We start from the raw sequence: 20,617 nt of genomic DNA, 5'->3' as shown, positions 1-20,617 counted from the left end.
CCACGATCAGCTCGCCAAGCCACCACTGGCAGACCACGTCGCCTGCGTCCGGCACACGGCCCCCGCACAGCGTACGGAAGCCACCGCACCCGACACCGCCCGCCCCGCCAGGGGCGCGGGGAACTGCGCGCCCAGCCCAAAACAACCCACACCCGAAACACAACGCCCCGCACCTTTTCCCCACCAACCGAGCGGAGCGCTTAGGCTCGCGCGCATGGAACAGAGCGAGATCATCCTGCGAGCAATCGGTGTCCTGACCGAGACCCAGGAGATGGTGCGCAGGCTCAACGAGGACGTCGAGGTCGACATAGACGCCGGAGAGGCCCAGCTCGGCAGGCTGGTGACCGAGGTGTTCCCGTCGGTCGAGGTCCCCGGCGACGCCACTCCCGCCGAGGCGGGCCAAGCCGTCATCGACGCTCTGATGCCCGCGGCGATCTCCCTGGTGGGCGCCTTCGCCTTTCTCTTCTCGGAACTCGCCGAGGTCCACGACACTGGCCGCTCCGACATCAAGAGCACCGAACTCCTCCGCACCCTGGCACTCCGCCTGTCGGACACGGACACAAACACAGACACGAACCTGGACGACGGCGAGGATCAGGACGAGTAGCAAGGCACGCCCGACTAGCAAGGCACGCCCGATGCCCCTCGGCCGGCAGGACGATGAGCGGGCGCCCCGAACCTGGCAAGGCAGTGCCACACCTTCTTGAGGTCCTGCGGGTCGTGGCGGCCCGTGCGGGCGGCGTCGCCGATGAGCCGCGGGTCGAGGTGCCCGTCCTCGGCGATCCGCGCGCCCAACTCGACGTACCGCGGACCGCGGAAGTCGGGGTGGCGTCGCAACTCCTCGACGGAGAGCCGGTATCCGGGGTGCCACTCGACCGGGCAGGGCAGCCGCCGTGCCGCGGACTCCACGAAGGTGCCGCGGTAGCAGGGATCCAGGACCAGCGCCTCCATGTCCCGCTCCAGGACGACCTGTCCATGCACCTGCGCCTCGATGTAGTCGTCGAGGGCGTCCCGGTCGTCCGCCTCGGCCAGGCCGATGAGGGACATCCCGTCGGCGACCCCGAACGCCGTGGGGTCGACGGAGCTGTCGGGATAGCAGAACGTGGCGCGCCGCAGCGCGTCCGAGGTCAACCGGAAGTGCGCGGACCCGAACCTCGGCGCGGCGCCGACCACCTGGTGCCGGAAGTTCAGCGCCCCGTACACGGGCCGCTCGTGCGCGGCCGCCGTGTCGTACGCCCCGCCGAACATCCGGCTCTCCCAGCGCCAGCGGTCGCCGCCCGGGTGCGCGGTCAGACCACCGTTGCTGGTGCCTGTGACGAACTGCGAGTGGTACGTGCGGTCCTCGGCCAGCGCGTCCAGAATCGGCCGCCCTCGCACCAGGCGGTCGGGGTGCAGGTTGAGGGTCACACGAAGCGCCGGATCGACTGCGGGCCCGGACGACAGCGCCGCGACATGGTGCAGGGCACGCGCCTGCGGTGAGTGGGCCTCCTTTAAATTCATTGGATCCCCTCGATACGGCTACGTAGTCTAGGCCAGAACCTAGTCCCCCTAGGTACGAGCATCACTCACGACTCGCCAGGAGAACCCTCACGATGAGACCACTCACCGAGCAGGACATCCGCAACTCGTTCATCAACTGCTCCAAGGGCGAGGCCAAACGGCTGGCCATACCGCGTGACCTGGCGGAACGACCGTGGGACGACCTGGACTTCCTGGGCTGGCGTGATCCCGGAGCACCCGACCGCAGCTATCTGGTGGCCGAACGGGCCGGCCGGCTCGTCGGCGTGACCCTGCGCTTCCCCTCCCAGCAGCGGGGCTTCCTGCACCGCAGCATGTGCTCGGTGTGCCTGACCACCCACCCGGGCAACGGCGTCTCCCTGATGACGGCCCGCAAGGCGGGCGCGGCCGGCCGCGAGGGCAACTCGGTCGGCGTCTACATGTGCGCCGACCTCGCCTGTTCCCTCTATGTACGCGGCAAGAAGCTGCCCGATTCCGGGTCCCGCATCGAGGAGAGCCTCACCTTGGAGGAGCAGATCGCCCGCGCGACCGGCCATCTGTCGGCCTTCCTGGACCGGCTGTACGCCTGAGCCCGACGCCGGCCGCGGCCCTACCCGTTCTATCCGTCCCGCAGCCGGGACGCCTCCACCCGATGAAGGTGGATGAGGATGTCGTAGGACGCGGCGAGCGCAATGTCGAGAGCCGCCTCCGGGTAGTCCGTCCCTATGCTGCGCGTCGGCCTCGACGTCGACAGCCACGTACGGGCCACGGCCGGGGCGGTGCGCAGGTCGAGTATGTAGTCGCGATGGCGCACACGGTCCAGGGTGGCTTCATTGCTCCCCGAGGCCGCCGGCCCCACCGTGAAGCGCTGGAGCCTGCCGTCCGGGCCGGTCGCGTTGAACGAGCCCCGGTCGAAGGTGAATCCGACGCTCACGTACGCCCGGCCCAGTTGCTCGCGCAGGAACGCCCCCTGCACCTTCGGGTAGTGCTGCGGGTCGTCCGGTACGTAGGCGATGTGACCGTTGTGCGCCGACAGCAGGACCTTGGTACCGGTGTGCCGCTGCCACCAGGCCACGTTGTCCGCCATGATCCCGTCGCGGTACAGCATGGCGGCCGCCAGCTGCGCGGGATCCTCGGCGTCGAAGGCGTACCCGCGGGCCGTCTGGTCGACGGCCGTCGCGTGCTGGACCGCCCAGTCGTACGCCTTGCCCTCCCCGCCGGCACCCTTGAGAAGCTCAAGTGCCCTGCCGGTCCTGACCGCCATCTCCTTCCTCTCGGCGAGCGGCCGGTTCAGGTACCGCTCGATGTACTCACCCGCCGGGACGGTCGGTCGCAGCCCGCGGTAGAGCCCGTTGAACCTCTCCAGCAGCCCGGGGTGGTTGCGGGCCACGTAGCCGGTGACCCTGTCGTACAGCTCGGGGCCGTTGTAGGCAAAGTCGTCGCCCATGAACTGCACGGGATCCTGCGGGTGTCGGCGGTTGTACGCGCGCATCCACTCGACGAGCTCCAGGTACTCGGAGTTGTTCCACAGCCGGTAGTCGCGCTGGAACTCGTCCCGCATGATGCGGCGGGGGTCGCCCGTGCCGTACAGCACGTAGTCGTTCAGGCGCAGACCGGTGCTCCAGCTGGCCTCCAGGGCGAAGGTGCGGAAGCCCTTCTCCTCGACGAGGTGGCGGAAGACGCGGTGCTTCATGGCGAAGAAGTCGTGCGAGCTGTGCGTGGCCTCGCCCAGACCCACGACTCGTGCGTCGCCGATCATGCGGTCGAAGGGGCGGAGATCGCCGGTGTCACCCCGCGGTTCGACGGTCCGCAGGGGATGCGCGTGACGCTCGATGGCCTCGACGACCTCCGTGTCCGTGGCTGACGCGGGTGCCATGCCGGACACCACCGTGCCGAGGCAGATGAGCAGGGCTAAGACGAATCCTGACCGATGCCGTTTCATGATCCAATGCTTGCGTGCGGGAGCGGCACGGACCATCCGGCACACCCCCGTTTCTTGCTGAGGACAACCACGTACGCGCAACTGAGGTATTCCTCAGGGACAGCGGCCTGCATCGTGTCGATCTGTCGCTCGGGCAGGGCTTCACCTCCGTGGTCGACCAGTTCTCGGCCGTGTCAGACTGGCTGCTCGGCCTGTGCCTCCTTGCCTCGTCTCGGGTGAGCTGCGCCGTCTGGACGAGTTCGGTGCGGCTGTGGAACGGGAAGTGCCCAAGGATGCGAGATGTACGTGAGGCGTGGGCCGCCGGTACCGCGCAGGTGGCGAAGTGGCATCAGGACCCCGTGGTGGTCCAGATGGTCCGCTCGACGGCGGCCGCGACGATCGCATACGTGGTCGCGCTGCGGTTCAGCCCCGAGGCCGCCCCGCTCACCGCTCCCCTGACCGCGCTCCTCGTCGTCCAGGTCACGCTCTACTCCACCCTCACCACCGGCATACGCCGGGTGAACTCCGTGGTGGCCGGCGTCCTCATCGCCATCGGCTTCAGCGCCCTTGTGGGGCTGACCTGGTGGAGCCTGGCGCTGCTCATCCTCGCCTCGCTGGCCGTCGGGCATCTCGTGCGGGTCAGCGAGTTCGTGCCCGAGGTGGCGATCAGCGCCATGCTGGTCCTCGGCGTCACCCGGGTCGGCGACACGGCATGGGCGCGGATCCTGGAGACGGTGATCGGTGCCGTCGTCGGGTTCGGCTGCAATCTGCTGTTCGCTCCCCCGGTGTGGGTGGGCGCGGCCGGCGAGTCCATCGAGGATCTGGCGCGCCGGATGCGGCAGTTGATGCTGCGCATCGGCGAGGAGGCGGCCGGCCGCACCCCCGTGGCCGTCGCGACCGCGCGCCTCCACGAGGCACGGGAACTCGACCACGACATCATCGACGTGGACGCGGCACTCAAACAGGCCGAGGACAGCCTGCGGCTCAATCCGCGCGTACGAGAAGGGCTGCTGCACCGGGTCGTCCTGCGCACGGGCCTCGACACGCTGGAGATCTGCACGGTGGTGCTGCGGGTCCTCGCCCGCAGCCTCACCGATCTCGCCAAGGAGCGCGCGCCCGAGCCGCTGTTCGAAGCGGAGACCGGGTCGACCCTGGAACAGCTGCTGGCCGAGGTAGGGGACGCCGTGGTCAGCTTCGCCGTCCTGGTCACCACCGACGTCAGTGACAGCGCCGAGTCGGCGGAGTCCCGGCTCGCCTCCGAACTCACCGCCGCGACCGCCACCCGCGACAAGCTGGCCCAGCTCCTCCTGGAGGGGGTCCAGCGGGACGCCAGCCGTTGGCAGTTGCACGGCGCCGTACTGACCGAGGTCACCCGGATACTCGACGAACTCGACATGGAGCACCGCTCGCGCCGGCTCCTGGAGGAACTGGACCGCTACACGCGCGAGGAGCGCGACCGCATGCCCCGTCTGAACCGGTTCCGCCAGCGATTGCGCCGTTCACGACGGAACCGGCCCGCCCCCTCGGGTCGTGCTACGTGACGTACCGGGCGCCGGGTGACGCACTGGCACCGCGGCGACAGGGCGGCAAGGCGACATGACCATTTGACGACATGAGGAGAGCGGATGGCCGACGGCACCGTGCGGATCGACGGGAACTCACTGCGACTGCCGGGCGGTGTGCGCGTCCGGTTCATCCGCACCCTGCGCCTGCCCGAGACGGGCACGCATCCGCTGCCTCCGGGGCTCGGCGAGTTCCCGCTGCGGCGTGTGGAGGACTACCCGGACACGGTGCCCGCCGAGTGGCTGGCGCGCGGCGGAGTGATGCTGCCGGTGTATCTGCGTGAGGCGATGTGGCTGAGCTTCGGCGGCACGACGGAACCGGCCGCTCTCCAGGTCGGCGTCGGCAAGGTGTGCGCGATCTCCGGCAAACCGTGGAGCCCCCGGCTGAAGCGTGATCCGCAGAACTATGTGGTGCTGCCCCGGCAGCCGTGGCTCGACGGCATCAACTCCGGGAAGGGCACGGTCCGTCAGTTCGTGGCGGTGCCGCTCGGTCTCGGCGCCACGGTCGAGGGCCAGGTCACCGGCGAGGAGGTGTGGGGCGGCGTACAGCTGCAGTCGTTCCCGCTCGACGACGCCGCGCTGGGCGCGTGGCGTGAGGAGCAGCGCAGGCTCGCGGAGGCGGCGGCGGAGCGTCAGCGGAGCATGACGGCGACGGGCGGGTACGGAGCCGCGTTCCCCATGGCCGCGCCCGGCTCCCCGCCCGCGCCGGGCGGCGGTCCGATGCCGGCTGCGGCGGGCGGTCCGCCGCGGGCTCAGGCCGCGATGGGCCTCGGCGTCGGCGGTTCGATGCGGCAGGAGGTCTACAAGGACGACCGCCCGCTCACGGACTGGTCGACCGCGGCGGCCGGCCGCGTCTTCGTCCACCTCGTGACACCGCCCGAGTGGCGTCGCATCACGGGCGAGGCGCCCCCGCCGTCACCCGTCGACCGCGCGGCCTACACCCGGGCCGGGCTGCCCTGGTTCGACTACTACGACCAGGACGCCGCGGACCTCGATCCCACGGACACCCTCGGCGCGGTCAAGCCGGTCGGCGACTGGCTCGGCGACGACCACACGCCGTGGCAGCCGCCGTCACCCGGGCAGGTCAAGCCGCTGGGCGACGCGCCGGGCAAGCCGGTCGAGGACGGGAACTGGTGACGTCGGCTCCGGCCCGCGGCACCTGGTGAGACCGATTCCGGCCCGTGGCCGGGCCGTTCGTGTCACCCGTCGCCCTCCGTGCGCTGCCGCTGCAGCGCACGCGGGCAGCCGGCGGTGCTCGCCTGCGTGAGCAGGACGTGCATACGCTCGGTGAGCTGGCCCATGTCGTCGGCGGGCCGGTGGAAGGGCAGCCGTACGTCGCCGTGGCCGCGTGTCCGCTCGATGCGCAGCGTCAGTCCGTGCCGGTCGACGGCGAGCGGCTGGATCCGGACGGCGCCATGCAGGCTGTCCGGTTCGACGAGGCGGGTGAGCCGTTCGACCGCGTCCGGGTGGGCGTCGGCGAGGTGGGTCAGCAGCTGCGCCTCCGCCAGGGCGAGCGGATCGGGTTCGGCGGCGGCGAACTCGTCGAGGTCGACCACGACCGCACCGCCGGGCTGGCGCAGCACGGCGCGCGTCGTGTGGAACGCCAGGTGTCCGTCCTCGGGCGTGAACCGGCCGGCCATCCAGAGCCGGGCGCGGATCCGGCTGCGTACGGGGACGGGCGCGACATCGGCGAACTCGAGGACTGCCGACGGCTCTCCGCGCGGCGCGCAGATCGCGGCCGCGGCGAGCGTGCTGTCGTCCGGCAGGTGCAGCAGCACCCGGCCGTCCTCGGCGACCGTGTGTACGCCGATGAACTCCTCACGACCGCCTTCCGCGGTCACCGCGCAGGACCACGCCGCGGCGAGCACGGATCGGGCACGCTGTGCCGTGGCCGGCGCGGCCGTCCAGCTGTGACGGTCACCCATCCCAAACCTCCCTTAGGTAAGCCTTGCCTAACCTACCGAAGATCGGGGTGTACGCCAACCATGCGACGCCGACCACACCATCTTTGTGACGACCGTGACGGCGAACTCAGGTCGCGACGGCGTCATCCTGTCCAGTGACCGGGGCGGTTGAGCGACGCCGGAAGCCTGGTGCCGGGGCTGCCCTTGGCGGCGTTGAGCTGCGGCTGGGTGAGGAAGAGGGCGCCGGTGAGGTCGGCGTCCGTGAGATCGGTGTCGCGCAGGTCGGCGCCGATCAGGTCCGCGTCCCTCAGGTCCGCGCCCGTCAGGTCCGCGGCGATCAGGTAGGCGCCGCGGAGGTTGGCGCCCCTCAGGTCGGCGCCCTTGAGCCGGGCGCCCATGAGGTCGGCGCCCCGGCGCTCCTTCTTCTTGCCCCGGCCGAGTCCGGCGCGGGCCAGCTCGCTGGTGCGCAGCAGCAGGACGTTGACGTCCCGGCGCACCGCCGGCACGTCCAACTCCGCCAGTTCTTCCGGGGTTTGGCGGGTGAGCGCCTCTGTCCTTCCGAGTGCGCGACGCAGTTCGGGGTGGATCGGGCGGGCCGCGGGGAGGTCCAGGGCCTCGGTGAGGTACCAGAGCAGTTCTTGGAGCTGTCGTACGACCGGGAACACGTCGAACATCAGCCGGGCGTGTGCCCGTGAACCCGAGCGCCAGTCCTCGCCGCCGAAGGTGAGCTGCGAGACTTTCTGGCCCGCGCCAAAACAGTCGTAGACCGTGCAGCCGTTGAAGCCGCGCTGCCGCAGGTCCGTGTGGATGCCGCAGCGGAAGTCCGTCCTGAGATTCCTGCACGGGCTCCCGGCGGCCTTGTCGATCGCGAAGTCCGCCGAGGCGGCGAAGGGCAGCGCGACACAGCACAGCCCGAAGCACTGGGCGCAGTCCGCCTGGAGTTCGGCGCGGGCGGGGGCTGCGGTGCCGGGTTCGTCTTGCATGTCCCCCACCCTACGCAGCGCGCTCTTGTGCTGATCACCGAGCGTCCGGAGCCCTCCGGAGCCGTCCGGCGTGCGAGACATCCAACTCCCTTACGGGCAACGAACTCACCGATGAGTTTCCGGCGCCGGAGAGGTCTCTAATACAGCCGAAAACAAACTCCGCTACCACGGAGGAAGAGCCTCCTTCACAGACACCGGAGAGACGTCATGTGCACCCACTGGCCCACCTGCCCCACAGCTGACAGCCCCGATCACCAAGCCGCCGTGATCGTGTCCGCCCACCCGGAACAGGGCTGGAACCTGCTGTGCAACGGCACGATCGTCTTCGACGACACCGGCGAACTCCTGCCGGACGGGCGGATCGTGAGCCCCGTACGCGCGACGCTCGTGGGCCGCCCGGAGCCGGTGGCCGCCTGAAGCGCCGGACGCCCGGGCACCACAGCCCGAGACACCACGATCCGCTCCTCAGTCCAGGAGCCCTCCGTAGTCCAGCCGCGCGAGGCGTTCCGGGTCGGACAGGATGTCCATGGCGACGATCCTCCCGTCCACGATCGTGAGCGCCATGACCGCCATCGGCTGCCCGTCGGGCGCGGTGACGACCCCCACCGCGCCGTTGACGAGAGCCGGCCGGGCGACCCCGGCGAACTGCCGGAACAGCAGCGCCTGTTGAGCGACGTCCTGCGCACCACGGACCAGCTTGGACACGGCCCCACCGTCGACGAGGGCGCCGGAGTCGGCGCGCAGCACGACATCCGGGTGGAGCAGCGAGACCAGCGCTTCGAAGTCACCGCCGCGCGAGGCGGCGAGAAACGCGTCGACCACCCTCCGCTGTCTCGACAGATCCGGGTCGGCCGCCGGTGCCGCGTCCCGCACCCGCCGCCGGGCGCGGCTGGCGAGCTGACGCGTGGCGGCCGGACTGCGCCCCACGACGGGCGCGATGTCGTCGAACGGGACCGCGAACATGTCGTGCAGGACGAACGCCAGCCGCTCGGCAGGGTCGAGGGTGTCCAGGACGATGAGCAGGGCGAGCCCGACCGAGTCCGCCCGCACCACCTCTTCCTCGGGGTCGATCCGGCCGATCACCGGATCCGGCACATGGGTGTCGAGGGGCTCCTCGCGCCGCGAGGTGCGCGAGCGCAGCATGTCCAGGCAGATCCGGCCCACCACGGTGGTCAGCCAGGCGCCCGGATTGTTCACCTCGGAGGTGTCGGAGCGGCTGAGCCTGAGCCAGGTCTCCTGGACCGCGTCGTCGGCCTCGCTGAGCGAACCGAGCATCCGGTAGGCCACGGCCCGGAGCCGACCGCGGTGGGACTCGAAGCTCCGCGCGAGATCTTCGCTCGTCGGCCCGGCGTCACCGGCTCCCGACATCACCGGCTACCTGCCGAAGAGTTCGAAGGCGACCGCGGGCTTCCCGCCGAAGCGCTCGCCCGTGGTCTGCGCGTGACCGGTCAGAAAGGACCGTACGTACGTCTCGGGGTCCTCGTCCGTCAACACCTCGATGTAGGTGCGGTGTTCGAGCAGGGAAAGCACCGCGCGCTCCAGGCCGGGCGTCGCGTCCACCGCGTGCGTAGGGGTGTTGGAGCCCGCGACGGCGACCCAGCGCACGCCGTTCCAGGGCTCGAGGCCCAGCTCGGGGAAGATCCAGCGGTTGCCGGCGTCCGCGGCGGCGTCGAGCGTGGCCCTGCCCACGGCGACGTGGTCGGGCGTGTTCCAGGCGACTCCGCCCCAGGTGTCCCGGTGGTTGAGGGTGATCACCAGTTCGGGGCGGTGCCTGCGGATCGCCGCCGCGATGTCCCGCCGCAGGGCGGTGCCGTACTCGACGACACCGTCCCTGTGGTCGAGGAACTCCACCTCGGTGACCCCTACGACCGCCGCGCTGGCCCGTTGCTCGCGTTCGCGCAGCGGTCCGCACTTGTCCGGTTCCAGGGTGTCGATGCCGGCCTCGCCGCGGGTCGCCAGGACGTACGCGACCTCTCGGCCGCCGTCGGTCCATGCGGCGATCGCGGCCGAGCAGCCGTACTCCAGGTCGTCCGGGTGGGCCACCACGGCGAGGGCCCGCTTCCAGTCGTCGGGCATGGGCTTGAGCTGGTCGTTCGTCGGCTCGGTCATGCTCGGCACATTAATCGGGCCCAGCCGCTCACGCAGAGAATTGAAGGTTCAGACCTCGTCCCGCGACAGCGCGATCAGACGGTCCAGTACCCGCGGCCCGCCCGCCCGCACTCCGTCGTGCTCGAACTCGTCCGTGACGTACGTCCGCAGGCCGCGGATCGCCCGGGCCGTGCGCAGGGAGTGCTCCGTGTCGACGTACATGTCGTCGTGGTAGACGGCCGCGGCGACGGGGACCTCGTTGCCGGCGAGGCGGTCGGGGTCGTACAGCGGGGCCCAGTCGGTGCGTTCGGCGAGGAGGTCCGCCGTCTCACGCAGCGGGCGCAGGGCCGGGTCGCAGTCGAAGGTCCACGGGTGCACGGACTCGCCCGTGAAGAGCACCGGACCGTCGCCCGCGAGGGTCTTGCCCGCGTCGAACTGCGGGAAGTCGGCGCGGACCCGCTCGGCGGACCAGGCGGTGGGGCTGCCGCCCTGGGCGTAGCAGGCCTCGTGGACCAGCGCGTACAGCGGGTGGCCGGCGAACGACAGCACGGACTGGACGTCCTCCTGGAAGGCGTCGGAGAGCGCCGGGCCCTGGGCCGTGCGGACGAAGGCGTTTTCCAGGAGGTAGTGCAGGCGGTGGCTGCCCTCGCTGCCGCCGAGGAGGATGCCGAGGGACTGGAAGGCTTCGACGGTGAGCCGGTAGCCTCCGTTCAGGACGGGCTCGTGGCGCAGCAGGTACTCGGCGATCCGCCGGGCCCGCTCGACGTCCTGGGGATAACGCGCGTAGTGGGCGGCGACCTTGCGCTCGATGCGCGGGTACGCGGCCCGGTAGATGTCGTCGGCGTGCCCGTCGAGGGAGGGCAGGCCGCCGGTGATCAGGGCGGCGCTCAGTCCCTCGGGAGCGGTGGACAGGTAGTGGGTCGCGCAGAAGCCGCCGAAGCTCTGGCCGAGGGCGGTCCAGGGGGCGCCGCCGGTGACGGCCGGGCGGATCGCCTCGCAGTCGCGGACGATGGAGTCGGCGCGGAACAGCGCGAGGTAGTCGGCCTGTTCGTGAGGGCCGCCGCGCAGCGGGAGGGTCTGCCGGTTGACGGGCGAGGAGCTCCCGGTGCCGCGCTGGTCGAGGAGCAGGACGCGGTAGTCCTTCAGGGCGCGGCCGAGCCAGGCCTGCTTGCCGACGAAGCGGTTGGCGCCGAAGCCCGGGCCGCCCTGGAGGTACACCAGCCAGGGCAGGTCCTGGTCCGTCTTGTCGCTCGCGACCACTTCACGGGCGTACAGCTCGATCGTCTCCCCGGAGGGATCGTCGTGGTCGAGGGGCACGGTGAAGTGGCGGTCGCTGAGGACGACACCGGGCTGACGGTAGCTGGCGCTCAAGGGGGCTCCCGAGACGGATGGATTCCTGGCTGCGACCCAGTTCAGCACAAGTTCTCCGGTGAGCCGACCCCGGGGATCAAGAAATCCGTATCGACCGGCCGCTCAGGCGACCGCCGCGCGCGTACTGAACAACCGCTCAGCGCGGTGGAAGGCTGGAGCGGCGCACCACCAGCTCCGGCTGGAGCACCACGCGCCGGTGCTCGTGCGGAATGGGTGCCGTCTCGGCCTCGGTCTCCTCCAGGAGGAGCTCGGCGGCGAGTGCGCCCATGGTCACGGCGGGCTGCCGCACGGAGGTCAGCGGGACGGCCGCGGCGGCCGCGAACTCGATGTCGTCGTAGCCGACGATCGCGAGGTCGTCCGGGACGCTCACGCCGGCCGCGAACATGGCCTGCAGGACGCCGAGGGCGAGCAGGTCGTTGGCGCAGAAGACGGCGGTCGGGCGGTCGCCGAGGCCGAGGAGGCGGGCTCCGGCGTCGCGGCCCGCGGCCACGTCGAGCCGCTCGGTGGGCAGTTCGCGCAGGCACTCCGGGCCGAGTCCCGCCTCGGCCAGCGCGTTCAGGGCGCCCGTGCGGCGGTCCCTGACCTGGTTCAGTCCGGGCGGCCCGCTCACGTACGCGATGGAGCGGTGACCGGCGTCGATGAGATGCCGCACGGCGAGCGCGCCGCCCGCGACGTCGTCGACGGACACCGAGCACTCGGTGGTGCCCTCGGCGACCCGGTCGACGAGGACGAAGGGGATGCCGTGGCGGCGGAACGTGTCTATGTTGCGGCCGGTCGCGTCGGCGGGGGTCAGCAGGACGCCGCGTACCCGCTGCTCGGCGAAGAGCGACAGGTAGTCGGCCTCCTCGCCCGGGCTCTGCGCGCTGTTGCAGACCATCACGCCGAGTCCGGCCTCGCGGGCGGCCCGCTCGGCGCCGCGCGCGACGTCCACGAAGAAGGGGTTGCCCATGTCGAGGACGAGCAGGCCCATGATCCGGCTGCGGCCGGCGCGCAGCTGCCGCGCCGACTCACTGCGGACGTAGCCGAGCCGGTCGATGGCGGAGAGCACCCGGGCGCGGGTCTCGGAGGCGACCGTGTCCGGGCGGTTGATGACGTTCGAGACCGTGCCGACGGAGACTCCGGCGACTCGTGCGACGTCCTTGATACCCACCGACTGGGCCATCAGGCGGTTACCTCCGGGGGAACGGGGAGTGGTGGGCACGCAGTCAGATTACCCGCGTGCCCAGCCGAAACGGACTCCGTCATGCAGGCAGCCTGAAGTCGACGACTCGGAGCGCCGAGGGCGTCGTACCGCTGGACTTCACCTGGTAGAGGATCGACAGCACGCCGTCCTGGGCTATCCGGGTCTCGTCGACGACGACCTCGCCGAAGGCGTTGAGGCCGCTGCCGTCGAACAGGGTCGTCCAGTCCGTGTGGCCGGAGGCGGCCGACGCCGCGACGATCCGTCCGAACGGCAGGATCGCGTAGGCGTTGTCGTACTTGTCGAGGATCAGCCTGGTGCGCTGGCTGGAGTTCAGGGCGACCGGGATCTCGGTCTTGCGCCAGGTCCCCGTGGCGGTCTTGCGGACGTGGAAGGCGCGTCCGTTGGCCGTCCGGTTGGTGACGTAGTTGGTGGTGCACTGGCCGAAGCGGCCCGGCACATAGCTGATGATCGCGTGCGGACGGCCCGCGGAGTCGGTGGCCTGGCTCTCCTGGTTCATCAGGGAGTGGTCCGGGTTCAGCGGGTCGACGACCAGGCCGCTGTCGGTGACGGCGACCCTGTCGGAGCCGCCGGTGGTGCCGACCACGGCGCCCGCGTTGTTGCGCCAGGTGCGGCCGCGGTCGTCCGAGTAGACGTAGCCCGTGTCGTGGTTGGTGATGCCGCCGCCGTTGCACATCACGGCGCCGTTCTGCTCGCGCCAGGTGAAGAAGGAGTGCAGCCGGCCGTTCTTGTCGTAGTCGATGCCGTGCAGGTACATGTTGCGGACGGAGCTGGAACCGTGCTCGCTGGTGTACGTGCCGGTGGAGCTGGTCCACTCGCCGAGGTTCGTCCAGGACGTGCCGTTGTACTCGGCGAGGGCGTTGCGGCCGTTGCCGGAGATCCCGACGCGATAGCTGAGCTGGAGCTTTCCGTCGGGCATGGAGATGAACTGCGGGTACGTGAACTGCGAGGTGAGCGCGAGCCCGTCGAGCGTGGACTGCGGCGCTCCGAAGCGGCTCGTGGTCCAGCTCAGCCCGGCGGGGTTGTCCATGAGCCCGGCCACCGACTTCACGTAGGTGAAGCCGTCGCTGTGGGAGTCCATGTTGAGGTGGAGGCGGCCGTCGACCTTGGAGACGCCCATGGAGATGACGTTGTGGGAGTCGTTGTACCGGAGGGTGTGGCCGACCTTGACCGTCGACCAGGTGCTGCCGCCGAGCACACGGCGGCCGACGACGGCGTTGCGGTCGGCGGTGTACCAGACGGCGTACTGGTAGCCCTTGTAGGTCAGCAGCCCGTTCTTCTGGAACGAGTTGTTGTTGACCAGGCCGTCGTAGGAGACGAAGAAGATGGCCTGGCTGTCGAGCGTGGTGTTGCCGGTCTGGGTGACCGAGGGGCCGGGGTCGGCGGCCCGTGCCGTGCCGGCGGCGAGGGCGGGGGTGGCTATGGCGCCCAGTGCGGCAGCGGCCAGCAACGTACGTCTCTTCATCTCGGGGGACTCCATTGTCGGCGAGGTGCGGGGAGAGGGGCGGGGGGTCAGGCGAGGTGGAACACCTCGGTGAGCGGTTTCATGGTCTCGTCGGGCCGGGCGCCGTCCAACGACTCGAAGAACGGCGCCATCTCGGCCTGCCAACGGGCGTTGACGTCGGTGGCCTCCATACCGGCCAGGGCGGCCTCGAAGTCCTCGGTCTCGAGATAGCCGACGAGCAGGCCGTCCTCGCGCAGGAAGAGCGAGTAGTTGCGCCAGCCGGTGGCCGAGAGTGCGTCGAGCATCTCGGGCCACACGGCGGCGTGCCGCTCGCGGTACTCGTCGAGGCGGTCCGCCCTGACCTTCAGCAGGAAGCACACGCGCTGCATCAACAACCCTCCGGGGATCAGAAGTTGAACTGGTCGATGTTCTTCTTGTCGAAGACGGTCGGCTTGCCGAGGTCGATCACGCCGTCCTTGCCGATGGTGAACGTGCCCATGTCGCCGGCCTTGAAGGTCTCGCCCTCCTTGCCGGTGATCTGACCGGACGACAGCGCGACGGCGGTACGCGCGGCCAGCTCGCCGAGCTTCGCCGGGTCCCACAGCTCGAAGGCGTCGACGGTGCCGTTCTTCACGTACTTGCGCATGTCGTTCGGGGTGCCGAGGCCGGTCAGCTTGACCTTGCCCTTGTACTTCGAGCCCGACAGGTACTGGGCGGCCGCCTTGATGCCGACGGTGGTCGGGGAGATGATGCCGGCCAGCTTCGGGTGCTCCTGGAGCAGGCCCTGGGTCTGCTGGAAGGACTGCTGGGCGTCGTCGTTGCCGAACGCGACCTTGACCAGCTTCATGTCCTTGTACTTGGGATCCTTGAGCTCGTCCTTCATGAACTCGATCCAGGTGTTCTGGTTCGTCGCGGTCTGCGCGGCCGAAAGGATCGCGATCTCGCCCTTGTAGCCGATCTGCTCGGCGAGGAGCTGGACCTCGGTGCGGCCGAGGGCCTCGGCGCTGGCCTGCGAGACGAAGGCGTTGCGGCAGTCGGGCTTGGTGTCGGAGTCGTACGTGACGACCTTGATGTCGTTCTTCATGGCCTGCTTGAGCGCGGTGCACAGGGCGCCGGGGTCCTGCGCGGAGACGGCCATCGCGTCGACCTGCTGCTGGGTGAGCGTGTTGACGTAGCTCACCTGGCCCGAGGTGTCCGTGGCACTGCTGGGGCCGACCTCCTTGTAGCTGGAGCCCAGCTCCTTCAGCGCCGCTTCGCCGCCCTTGTCGGCGGTGGTGAAGTACGGGTTGTTTACCTGCTTGGGCAGGAAGCCGACGGTCAGGCCCTTCTTGGTGGCCGCGTTCGGGTCGGCCTTGCCGGCCGAGGCGTTCGAGCCGCCCTCTTCCTTGACGTCGTCCTTGGAGGTGCCGCCGCCGCAGGCGGTCCCGGCGAGCGCGAGGGAGGTGACAGCGGCCAGGGCCGCACAGGCCCGGCGGAGCTTGATGGAGGACATGGTGGTGGTGCCTTTCGGAGGAGTTACGAGGTGGTTGGCGCAGAGGTGGATGCGGAGGCGGCTCTGCGACCCGCCCTCGCGACGGAGATCTGCCGTGCCACCCGGGGGCCGAGCACGGAGAGGACGAGCAGAACGCCGGTGACGACGATCTGCGACTGGGCGGAGACATCCTGGAGGCTCATCACGTTCTGCAGCGCGCCGAGCAGGAAGACTCCCGCGATCGCGCCGCCGAGCGTGCCCTTGCCGCCGTCGAAGTCGATGCCGCCGAGCAGTACTGCCGCCACGACGGAGAGTTCGAGCCCCGTGGCGTTGTCGAAGCGGGCGCTGGCGTAGTGCAGCGCCCAGAAGATGCCGGTCAGCGAAGCCATCAGCCCGGTCACGGTGAACAGGATCAGCTTCTGCCGCTTGACGCGGATGCCGGCGAACCGCGCGGCCTCCTCACTGGCGCCGACCGCGAACAGCGAGCGCCCGAACGGTGTGGCGTGCAGCGCGACCACGGCGATCGCGAGCAGCACGAGGAAGGGCAGGAAGGCGTACGGGATGAAGGTGTCCCCGATGCGTCCGGCCGCGAAGTCCAGGTACTGGGTGGGGAAGTCGGTCACCGCGTCCGAGCCGAGCACGATCTGCGCGATGCCCCGGTAGGCGGCGAGCGTTCCGATGGTGACCGCCAGGGACGGCAGTCCGAGCCGCGTCACCAGCAGGCCGTTGATCAGCCCGCACACCACGCCGAGGAGCAGACAGATCGGGATGATCGTCTCGATCGTCATGCCCTGGTTCCACAGGGCGCCCATCACCGCGCCGGACAGACCGGCCGTGGAGGCGACCGACAGGTCGATCTCGCCCGACACCACGAGCAGGGTCATCGGCAGGGCGATCAGCGCGATGGGCAGGGTGTTGCCGATCAGGAACGAGAGGTTGAGGGCGTTGCCGAAGCCGTCCACGGTGGTGAAGGACAGCAGCAGGACGACGATGAGGAGGGCGCCGACAACCGTGTCCCAGCGGACGGCGCGCGCGAGAGCGGAGTCAGCCATGGCGGGCGTTCCTCTTCTTCAGTGCGGACGCCACACGCAGGGCGACGATCCGGTCGACCGCGATGGCGAGGATGAGCAGGATGCCGTTGATGGCGAGCACCCACACCGAGCTGACGCCGAGGGCGGGCAGCACGCTGTTGATGGAGGTGAGCAGCAGTGCGCCGAGTGCCGCTCCGTAGACGCTGCCGGAGCCGCCGGTGAAGACGACGCCGCCGACCACGACCGCGCTGACGACGGTGAGTTCGTAGCCGTTGCCGGTGCCGGAGTCGACGTTGCCGAACCGGGCGAGGTACAGGGCGCCCGCGAGGCCCGCGAGGGCTCCGCAGAAGGTGTACGCGGCCAGGATCCGCTTGCGTACCGGGATGCCGGCGAGGCGGGCGGCCTCCGGGTTGGAGCCGAGCGCGTACAGCTCGCGGCCGCTGCCGAAGTGCTTGAGGTAGTACGCCGTCGCGATCAGCACCGCCAGCGCGATCATCGCCAGCCACGGTACGGCGGAGAGGCCGCCGGAGCCGAAGTCGATGAAGCCGTCCGGCAGGCCGGCCGCGGTGATCTGCCGGGAGCCGACCCAGATGGAGTCGATGCCGCGGATGATGTAGAGGGTGCCGAGCGTGACGACGAGGGCGGGCACCTGGCCGAGACTGACGAGGATTCCGTTCAGCAGTCCGCAGCCGATCCCGAGCAGGACCGCGAGGGCCACCGCGATGACGGAGTTCCCGCCGCCCTCCAGGTACGTGCCGGCCGCGAAGGCGCTGATGCCGAGTGTCGAGCCGACCGACAGATCGACGTTCCGGGTGATCACGACCAGCGACTGGCCGGTGGCGACCAGCATCAGGATCGTGGCGTTCAGCAGAAGGTCCTTGATGCCCTGCTCGGAGAGGAACTCGCTGTTGCCCATCTGGGTGATGACGATCATCACCAGGAAGACGACCAGGATGGCGAGTTCACGCATCTTGAAGACGCGGTCCACCAGCCGGGTACTGCTCGACTTGGGCACCTCGGCGGCGGGAGCGGGGTTGGGAGCGGTCACCGTCATGCGGCGGCCCTCCCTGTTGCTGCGGCCATCACGGTTTCCTCGGTGGCTTCGGAGCGTGGGATCTCGGCGGTGAGCCGGCCCTCGTGCATCACGAGGACACGGTCGGCCATGCCGAGGATCTCGGGCAGGTCGGAGGAGATCATCAGGACGGCCACGCCGTCGGCGGCCAGCTGGCTGAGCAGCCGGTGCACCTCGGCCTTCGTACCGACGTCGATGCCACGGGTGGGCTCGTCGACGATCAGTACCTTCGGGCCGGTGGCGAGCCACTTGGCGAGGACGACCTTCTGCTGGTTGCCGCCGGAGAGCGTGTTGACGGTGTCGGCGATCCGCGCGTACTTCACCTGCAGCTTGACCGCCCAGTCCAGCGAGCGGCTGCGCTCGGCGCCGCGGTCCATGAGGCCCGCCTTGACCGTCGTCCGCAGTCCGGTCAGTCCGATGTTGCGCTCGATGGACATGTCCATCACCAGGCCCTGGGCGCGGCGGTCCTCGGGGACGAGGGCGAGCCCGGAGGCCATGGCCGTGGAGGGCGCGCCGTTCGTCAACTTCCTGCCGTCGATCTCGACCTCTCCGGCGTCCCAGCGGTCGACGCCGAAGACGGCCCGGGCGACCTCCGTGCGCCCGGCGCCGACGAGACCGGCGAGGCCGACGATCTCGCCGCGCCGGACGTCGAAGGAGACGTCGGTGAAGACACCCTCGCGGGTCAGCCGCCGTACGCTCAGGGCGACTTCGCCCGCCTCGACGTCCTGCTTGGGGTAGAGCTCGTCGAGGTCGCGGCCGACCATGCGGCGTACGAGGTCGTCCTCGGTCATGCCGTCCAGCGGCTCGCTGGAGATCAGGGCGCCGTCGCGCAGCGTCGTGACCCGCTGGCAGATCTGGAAGATCTCCTCCAGGCGGTGCGAGATGAAGAGCACGGCCGAGCCCTGCTCGCGCAGGGTGCGGACGACGCCGAACAGGCGGGCCACCTCGCTTCCGGTGAGGGCGGCGGTCGGCTCGTCCATGATCAGGACGCGCGCGTCGAAGGAGAGCGCCTTGGCGATCTCGACGATCTGCTGGTCGGCGATGGACAGGCCGCGCGCCGGGCGGTCTGGGTCGAGTTCGACGCCGAGGCGCTGCATCAGGGCCAGGGTCGCGCCGTGCGTGGCCTTGTGGTCTATGCGGCCGAGCGCGCGCCGGGGCTGGCGGCCCATGAAGATGTTCTCGGCGATCGACAGGTCGGGAAAGAGCGTGGGCTCCTGGTAGATCACCGCGATGCCCGCGTCCCGGGCGTCGGCGGGACCGTGGAAGAGAGTGGGCTCGCCGTCCAGAAGCACCTGACCGGCGTCCGGTCGATGCACGCCGGCGAGCGTCTTGATGAGGGTCGACTTGCCCGCGCCGTTCTCACCGGCGAGTGCGTGCACTTCGCCGGGGAACAGTTCGAGGGACACGTCCCGCAGGGCGCGTACGGCACCGAAGGACTTCGAGATGTCCTTGAGTGCCAGCACGGGGGCCGGACCCGCGTCGGACAGGTGGGTCATGGAGGCTCCTCGACGACGCGGCGGAAGCGATCTCACGGCGTCGTGAAAGGTTTCAACTAGGTTGCCGGGACGTTAGGCAGGTCACGCAGGTCACGTCAATGGGTAAAGGCCGAAATTTTCGATAGCCAAAGGTCACAACCGAATCACGGAGAGACGTAATCGCCGCAGGGGTTGACAGCCCTTCGACGTGCTCATAGCTTCAGCCTTCTGAATCGTTTCAGACTGAAGATGCACTTCAGTCGCACTGAAGTCGTTCAGACCCGATGCCACAACCGAAGTCACAGGAGCCCTGAAGTGACCGAGCTTGCCGCGGTGAAGGCCGCCCTCAAGACCCAGGCAGTAGAGACGCCGTCGTGGGCGTACGGGAACTCGGGAACCCGCTTCAAGGTGTTCGCGCAGCCAGGTGTCCCGCGCAATCCCTTCGAGAAGCTGGACGACGCCGCGAAGGTGCACGAGTTCACCGGGGCCGCGCCGACCGTGGCGCTGCACATCCCGTGGGACAAGGTCGACGACTACGCGGCGCTGGCGAAGCACGCCGAGGAGCGCGGCCTGCAGCTCGGCGCGATCAATTCCAATACCTTCCAGGACGACGACTACAAGCTGGGCAGCATCTGCCACCCGGACGCGGCGGTGCGCCGCAAGGCGCTCGACCACTTGCTCGAGTGCGTGGACATCATGGATGCGACCGGTTCGAAGGACCTGAAGCTGTGGTTCGCGGACGGTACGAACTATCCCGGTCAGGACGACATCCGTGAGCGCCAGGACCGGCTCGCCGAGGGGCTGGCCCGGGTGTACGAACGGCTCGGGGACGACCAGCGGATGCTGCTGGAGTACAAGTTCTTCGAGCCCGCCTTCTATACGACCGATGTGCCGGACTGGGGTACGGCGTACGCGCACTGCCTGAAGCTCGGCCCGAAGGCGCAGGTCGTCGTCGACACCGGGCATCACGCCCCCGGGACCAACATCGAGTTCATCGTCGCGACGCTGCTGCGGGAGGGGAAGCTCGGGGCGTTCGACTTCAACTCGCGGTTCTATGCGGATGACGACCTGATGGTCGGGGCCGCTGATCCCTTCCAGCTGTTCCGGATCATGTACGAGGTGATCCGTGGGGGTGGGTTCACTCCGGATGTGGCGTTCATGCTCGACCAGTGCCACAACATCGAGGCGAAGATCCCGGCGATCATCCGGTCGGTGATGAATGTGCAGGAGGCTACCGCCAAGGCGCTGCTTGTTGACCGGGAGGCGCTGGTTGCCGCCCAGCGGGCCGGTGACGTGCTCGGTGCGAATGCTGTCGTGATGGACGCGTACAACACGGATGTGCGGCCGTTGGTCGCGGAAGTTCGTGAGGAGCTGGGGTTGAACCCCGACCCGATTTCCGCGTACCACGCCTCCGGCTGGCAGCAGAAGATCACTGAGGAGCGGGTTGGTGGGCAGCAGGCCGGGTGGGGGGCGTAGCCGCTGGGTTTCGTCTGCCTTGTGCGGTCCGTTGCAGACTGCGGGTCGTATTGGGCTGATCGCGCAGTTCCCCGCGCCCCTAAAAGACGGGGCGCGTCCCCGGCCCCGAGTCTGAACGGGC

General features: G+C 69.7%; 20 protein-coding genes. 6 read left to right on the top strand and 14 right to left on the bottom strand.

Going from position 1 to position 20,617, the window contains the following annotated elements; all coding sequences use genetic code 11:
• The first annotated feature begins 214 nt into the window (after positions 1 to 214).
• Positions 215 to 607: a hypothetical protein gene (locus GAS53_RS02375; RefSeq protein WP_151475696.1), complete on the top strand. Its 393-nt coding sequence runs from the start codon at positions 215 to 217 to the stop codon at positions 605 to 607.
• 14 nt (positions 608 to 621) lie between these two features.
• Here the strand turns inward: GAS53_RS02375 and GAS53_RS02370 are convergent, their stop codons facing one another.
• Positions 622 to 1,500: a DUF3626 domain-containing protein gene (locus tag GAS53_RS02370; protein WP_151475695.1), complete on the bottom strand. Its 879-nt coding sequence runs from the start codon at positions 1,498 to 1,500 to the stop codon at positions 622 to 624.
• Positions 1,501 to 1,592: 92 nt separating this feature from the next.
• Here GAS53_RS02370 and GAS53_RS02365 point away from each other — a divergent pair, with 92 nt between their 5' ends.
• Complete coding sequence (locus GAS53_RS02365; RefSeq protein WP_151475694.1) at positions 1,593 to 2,087, top strand: FBP domain-containing protein; 495 nt, start codon at positions 1,593 to 1,595, stop codon at positions 2,085 to 2,087.
• Between the two features lie 29 nt (positions 2,088 to 2,116).
• Here the strand turns inward: GAS53_RS02365 and GAS53_RS02360 are convergent, their stop codons facing one another.
• Entirely contained in the window at positions 2,117 to 3,439 is a 1,323-nt protein-coding gene (locus GAS53_RS02360; protein WP_151475693.1) for an erythromycin esterase family protein, read from the bottom strand.
• Between the two features lie 272 nt (positions 3,440 to 3,711).
• Here GAS53_RS02360 and GAS53_RS02355 point away from each other — a divergent pair, with 272 nt between their 5' ends.
• Together GAS53_RS02355 and GAS53_RS02350 are read left to right on the top strand one after the other, a co-directional pair.
• Positions 3,712 to 4,959 (top strand): FUSC family protein, encoded by a 1,248-nt coding sequence (locus tag GAS53_RS02355; RefSeq protein ID WP_151475692.1) that lies wholly within the window; start codon positions 3,712 to 3,714, stop codon positions 4,957 to 4,959.
• Positions 4,960 to 5,043: 84 nt separating this feature from the next.
• A complete protein-coding gene (locus GAS53_RS02350) occupies positions 5,044 to 6,117 on the top strand; it encodes a hypothetical protein (RefSeq protein WP_151475691.1) in 1,074 nt (357 codons plus the stop codon).
• Positions 6,118 to 6,179: 62 nt separating this feature from the next.
• On the opposite strand, the gene GAS53_RS02345 is transcribed toward GAS53_RS02350, so the two are convergent.
• Positions 6,180 to 6,905, bottom strand: coding sequence for a DUF2470 domain-containing protein (locus GAS53_RS02345; protein ID WP_151475690.1), 726 nt, complete (start codon positions 6,903 to 6,905; stop codon positions 6,180 to 6,182).
• Between the two features lie 122 nt (positions 6,906 to 7,027).
• On the bottom strand, positions 7,028 to 7,867 hold the full coding sequence (locus tag GAS53_RS02340; protein ID WP_151475689.1) for a pentapeptide repeat-containing protein: 840 nt from the start codon (positions 7,865 to 7,867) through the stop codon (positions 7,028 to 7,030).
• A gap of 207 nt (positions 7,868 to 8,074) precedes the next feature.
• Between GAS53_RS02340 and GAS53_RS02335 the strand changes: the two genes are divergently transcribed.
• Entirely contained in the window at positions 8,075 to 8,284 is a 210-nt protein-coding gene (locus GAS53_RS02335; RefSeq protein WP_151475688.1) for a DUF5999 family protein, read from the top strand.
• A gap of 48 nt (positions 8,285 to 8,332) precedes the next feature.
• Here the strand turns inward: GAS53_RS02335 and sigJ are convergent, their stop codons facing one another.
• The 10 genes from sigJ to GAS53_RS02285 all read right to left on the bottom strand — a co-directional run bounded on the left by sigJ (position 8,333) and on the right by GAS53_RS02285 (position 19,041).
• Positions 8,333 to 9,235, bottom strand: a complete 903-nt coding sequence (sigJ, locus tag GAS53_RS02330) for an RNA polymerase sigma factor SigJ (RefSeq protein ID WP_151475687.1) — start codon at positions 9,233 to 9,235, stop codon at positions 8,333 to 8,335.
• A gap of 6 nt (positions 9,236 to 9,241) precedes the next feature.
• Positions 9,242 to 9,976 (bottom strand): PIG-L deacetylase family protein, encoded by a 735-nt coding sequence (locus GAS53_RS02325; protein ID WP_151475686.1) that lies wholly within the window; start codon positions 9,974 to 9,976, stop codon positions 9,242 to 9,244.
• Positions 9,977 to 10,024: 48 nt separating this feature from the next.
• Positions 10,025 to 11,326, bottom strand: a complete 1,302-nt coding sequence (locus GAS53_RS02320; RefSeq protein WP_151475685.1) for an alpha/beta fold hydrolase — start codon at positions 11,324 to 11,326, stop codon at positions 10,025 to 10,027.
• 136 nt (positions 11,327 to 11,462) lie between these two features.
• Positions 11,463 to 12,488, bottom strand: a complete 1,026-nt coding sequence (locus GAS53_RS02315; protein WP_151475812.1) for a LacI family DNA-binding transcriptional regulator — start codon at positions 12,486 to 12,488, stop codon at positions 11,463 to 11,465.
• Positions 12,489 to 12,567: 79 nt separating this feature from the next.
• A complete protein-coding gene (locus GAS53_RS02310; RefSeq protein ID WP_151475684.1) occupies positions 12,568 to 13,992 on the bottom strand; it encodes a BNR repeat-containing protein in 1,425 nt (474 codons plus the stop codon).
• Positions 13,993 to 14,039: 47 nt separating this feature from the next.
• Positions 14,040 to 14,360: an L-rhamnose mutarotase gene (locus tag GAS53_RS02305; protein WP_151475683.1), complete on the bottom strand. Its 321-nt coding sequence runs from the start codon at positions 14,358 to 14,360 to the stop codon at positions 14,040 to 14,042.
• Positions 14,361 to 14,377: 17 nt separating this feature from the next.
• Entirely contained in the window at positions 14,378 to 15,463 is a 1,086-nt protein-coding gene (gene rhaS / locus GAS53_RS02300) for a rhamnose ABC transporter substrate-binding protein (RefSeq protein WP_151475682.1), read from the bottom strand.
• Positions 15,464 to 15,486: 23 nt separating this feature from the next.
• Positions 15,487 to 16,494, bottom strand: coding sequence for an ABC transporter permease (locus GAS53_RS02295; protein WP_151475681.1), 1,008 nt, complete (start codon positions 16,492 to 16,494; stop codon positions 15,487 to 15,489).
• A complete protein-coding gene (locus GAS53_RS02290; protein ID WP_151475680.1) occupies positions 16,487 to 17,527 on the bottom strand; it encodes an ABC transporter permease in 1,041 nt (346 codons plus the stop codon). Before GAS53_RS02290 ends, GAS53_RS02295 begins: the two co-directional genes overlap by 8 nt.
• Positions 17,524 to 19,041, bottom strand: a complete 1,518-nt coding sequence (locus tag GAS53_RS02285) for a sugar ABC transporter ATP-binding protein (RefSeq protein WP_151475679.1) — start codon at positions 19,039 to 19,041, stop codon at positions 17,524 to 17,526. The genes GAS53_RS02290 and GAS53_RS02285 overlap by 4 nt, the downstream gene beginning before the upstream one ends.
• A gap of 294 nt (positions 19,042 to 19,335) precedes the next feature.
• Here GAS53_RS02285 and rhaI point away from each other — a divergent pair, with 294 nt between their 5' ends.
• The gene (rhaI, locus tag GAS53_RS02280; RefSeq protein WP_151475678.1) at positions 19,336 to 20,496 is read left to right on the top strand and encodes an L-rhamnose isomerase; all 1,161 of its coding nucleotides are present in this window, start codon (positions 19,336 to 19,338) and stop codon (positions 20,494 to 20,496) included.
• Positions 20,497 to 20,617 lie beyond the last annotated feature (121 nt).

The sequence above is a fragment of the Streptomyces albicerus genome (assembly GCF_008905045.1).
Lineage (GTDB): Bacteria > Actinomycetota > Actinomycetes > Streptomycetales > Streptomycetaceae > Streptomyces > Streptomyces albicerus.
This window is presented reverse-complemented; position numbering and strand designations above follow the sequence as displayed.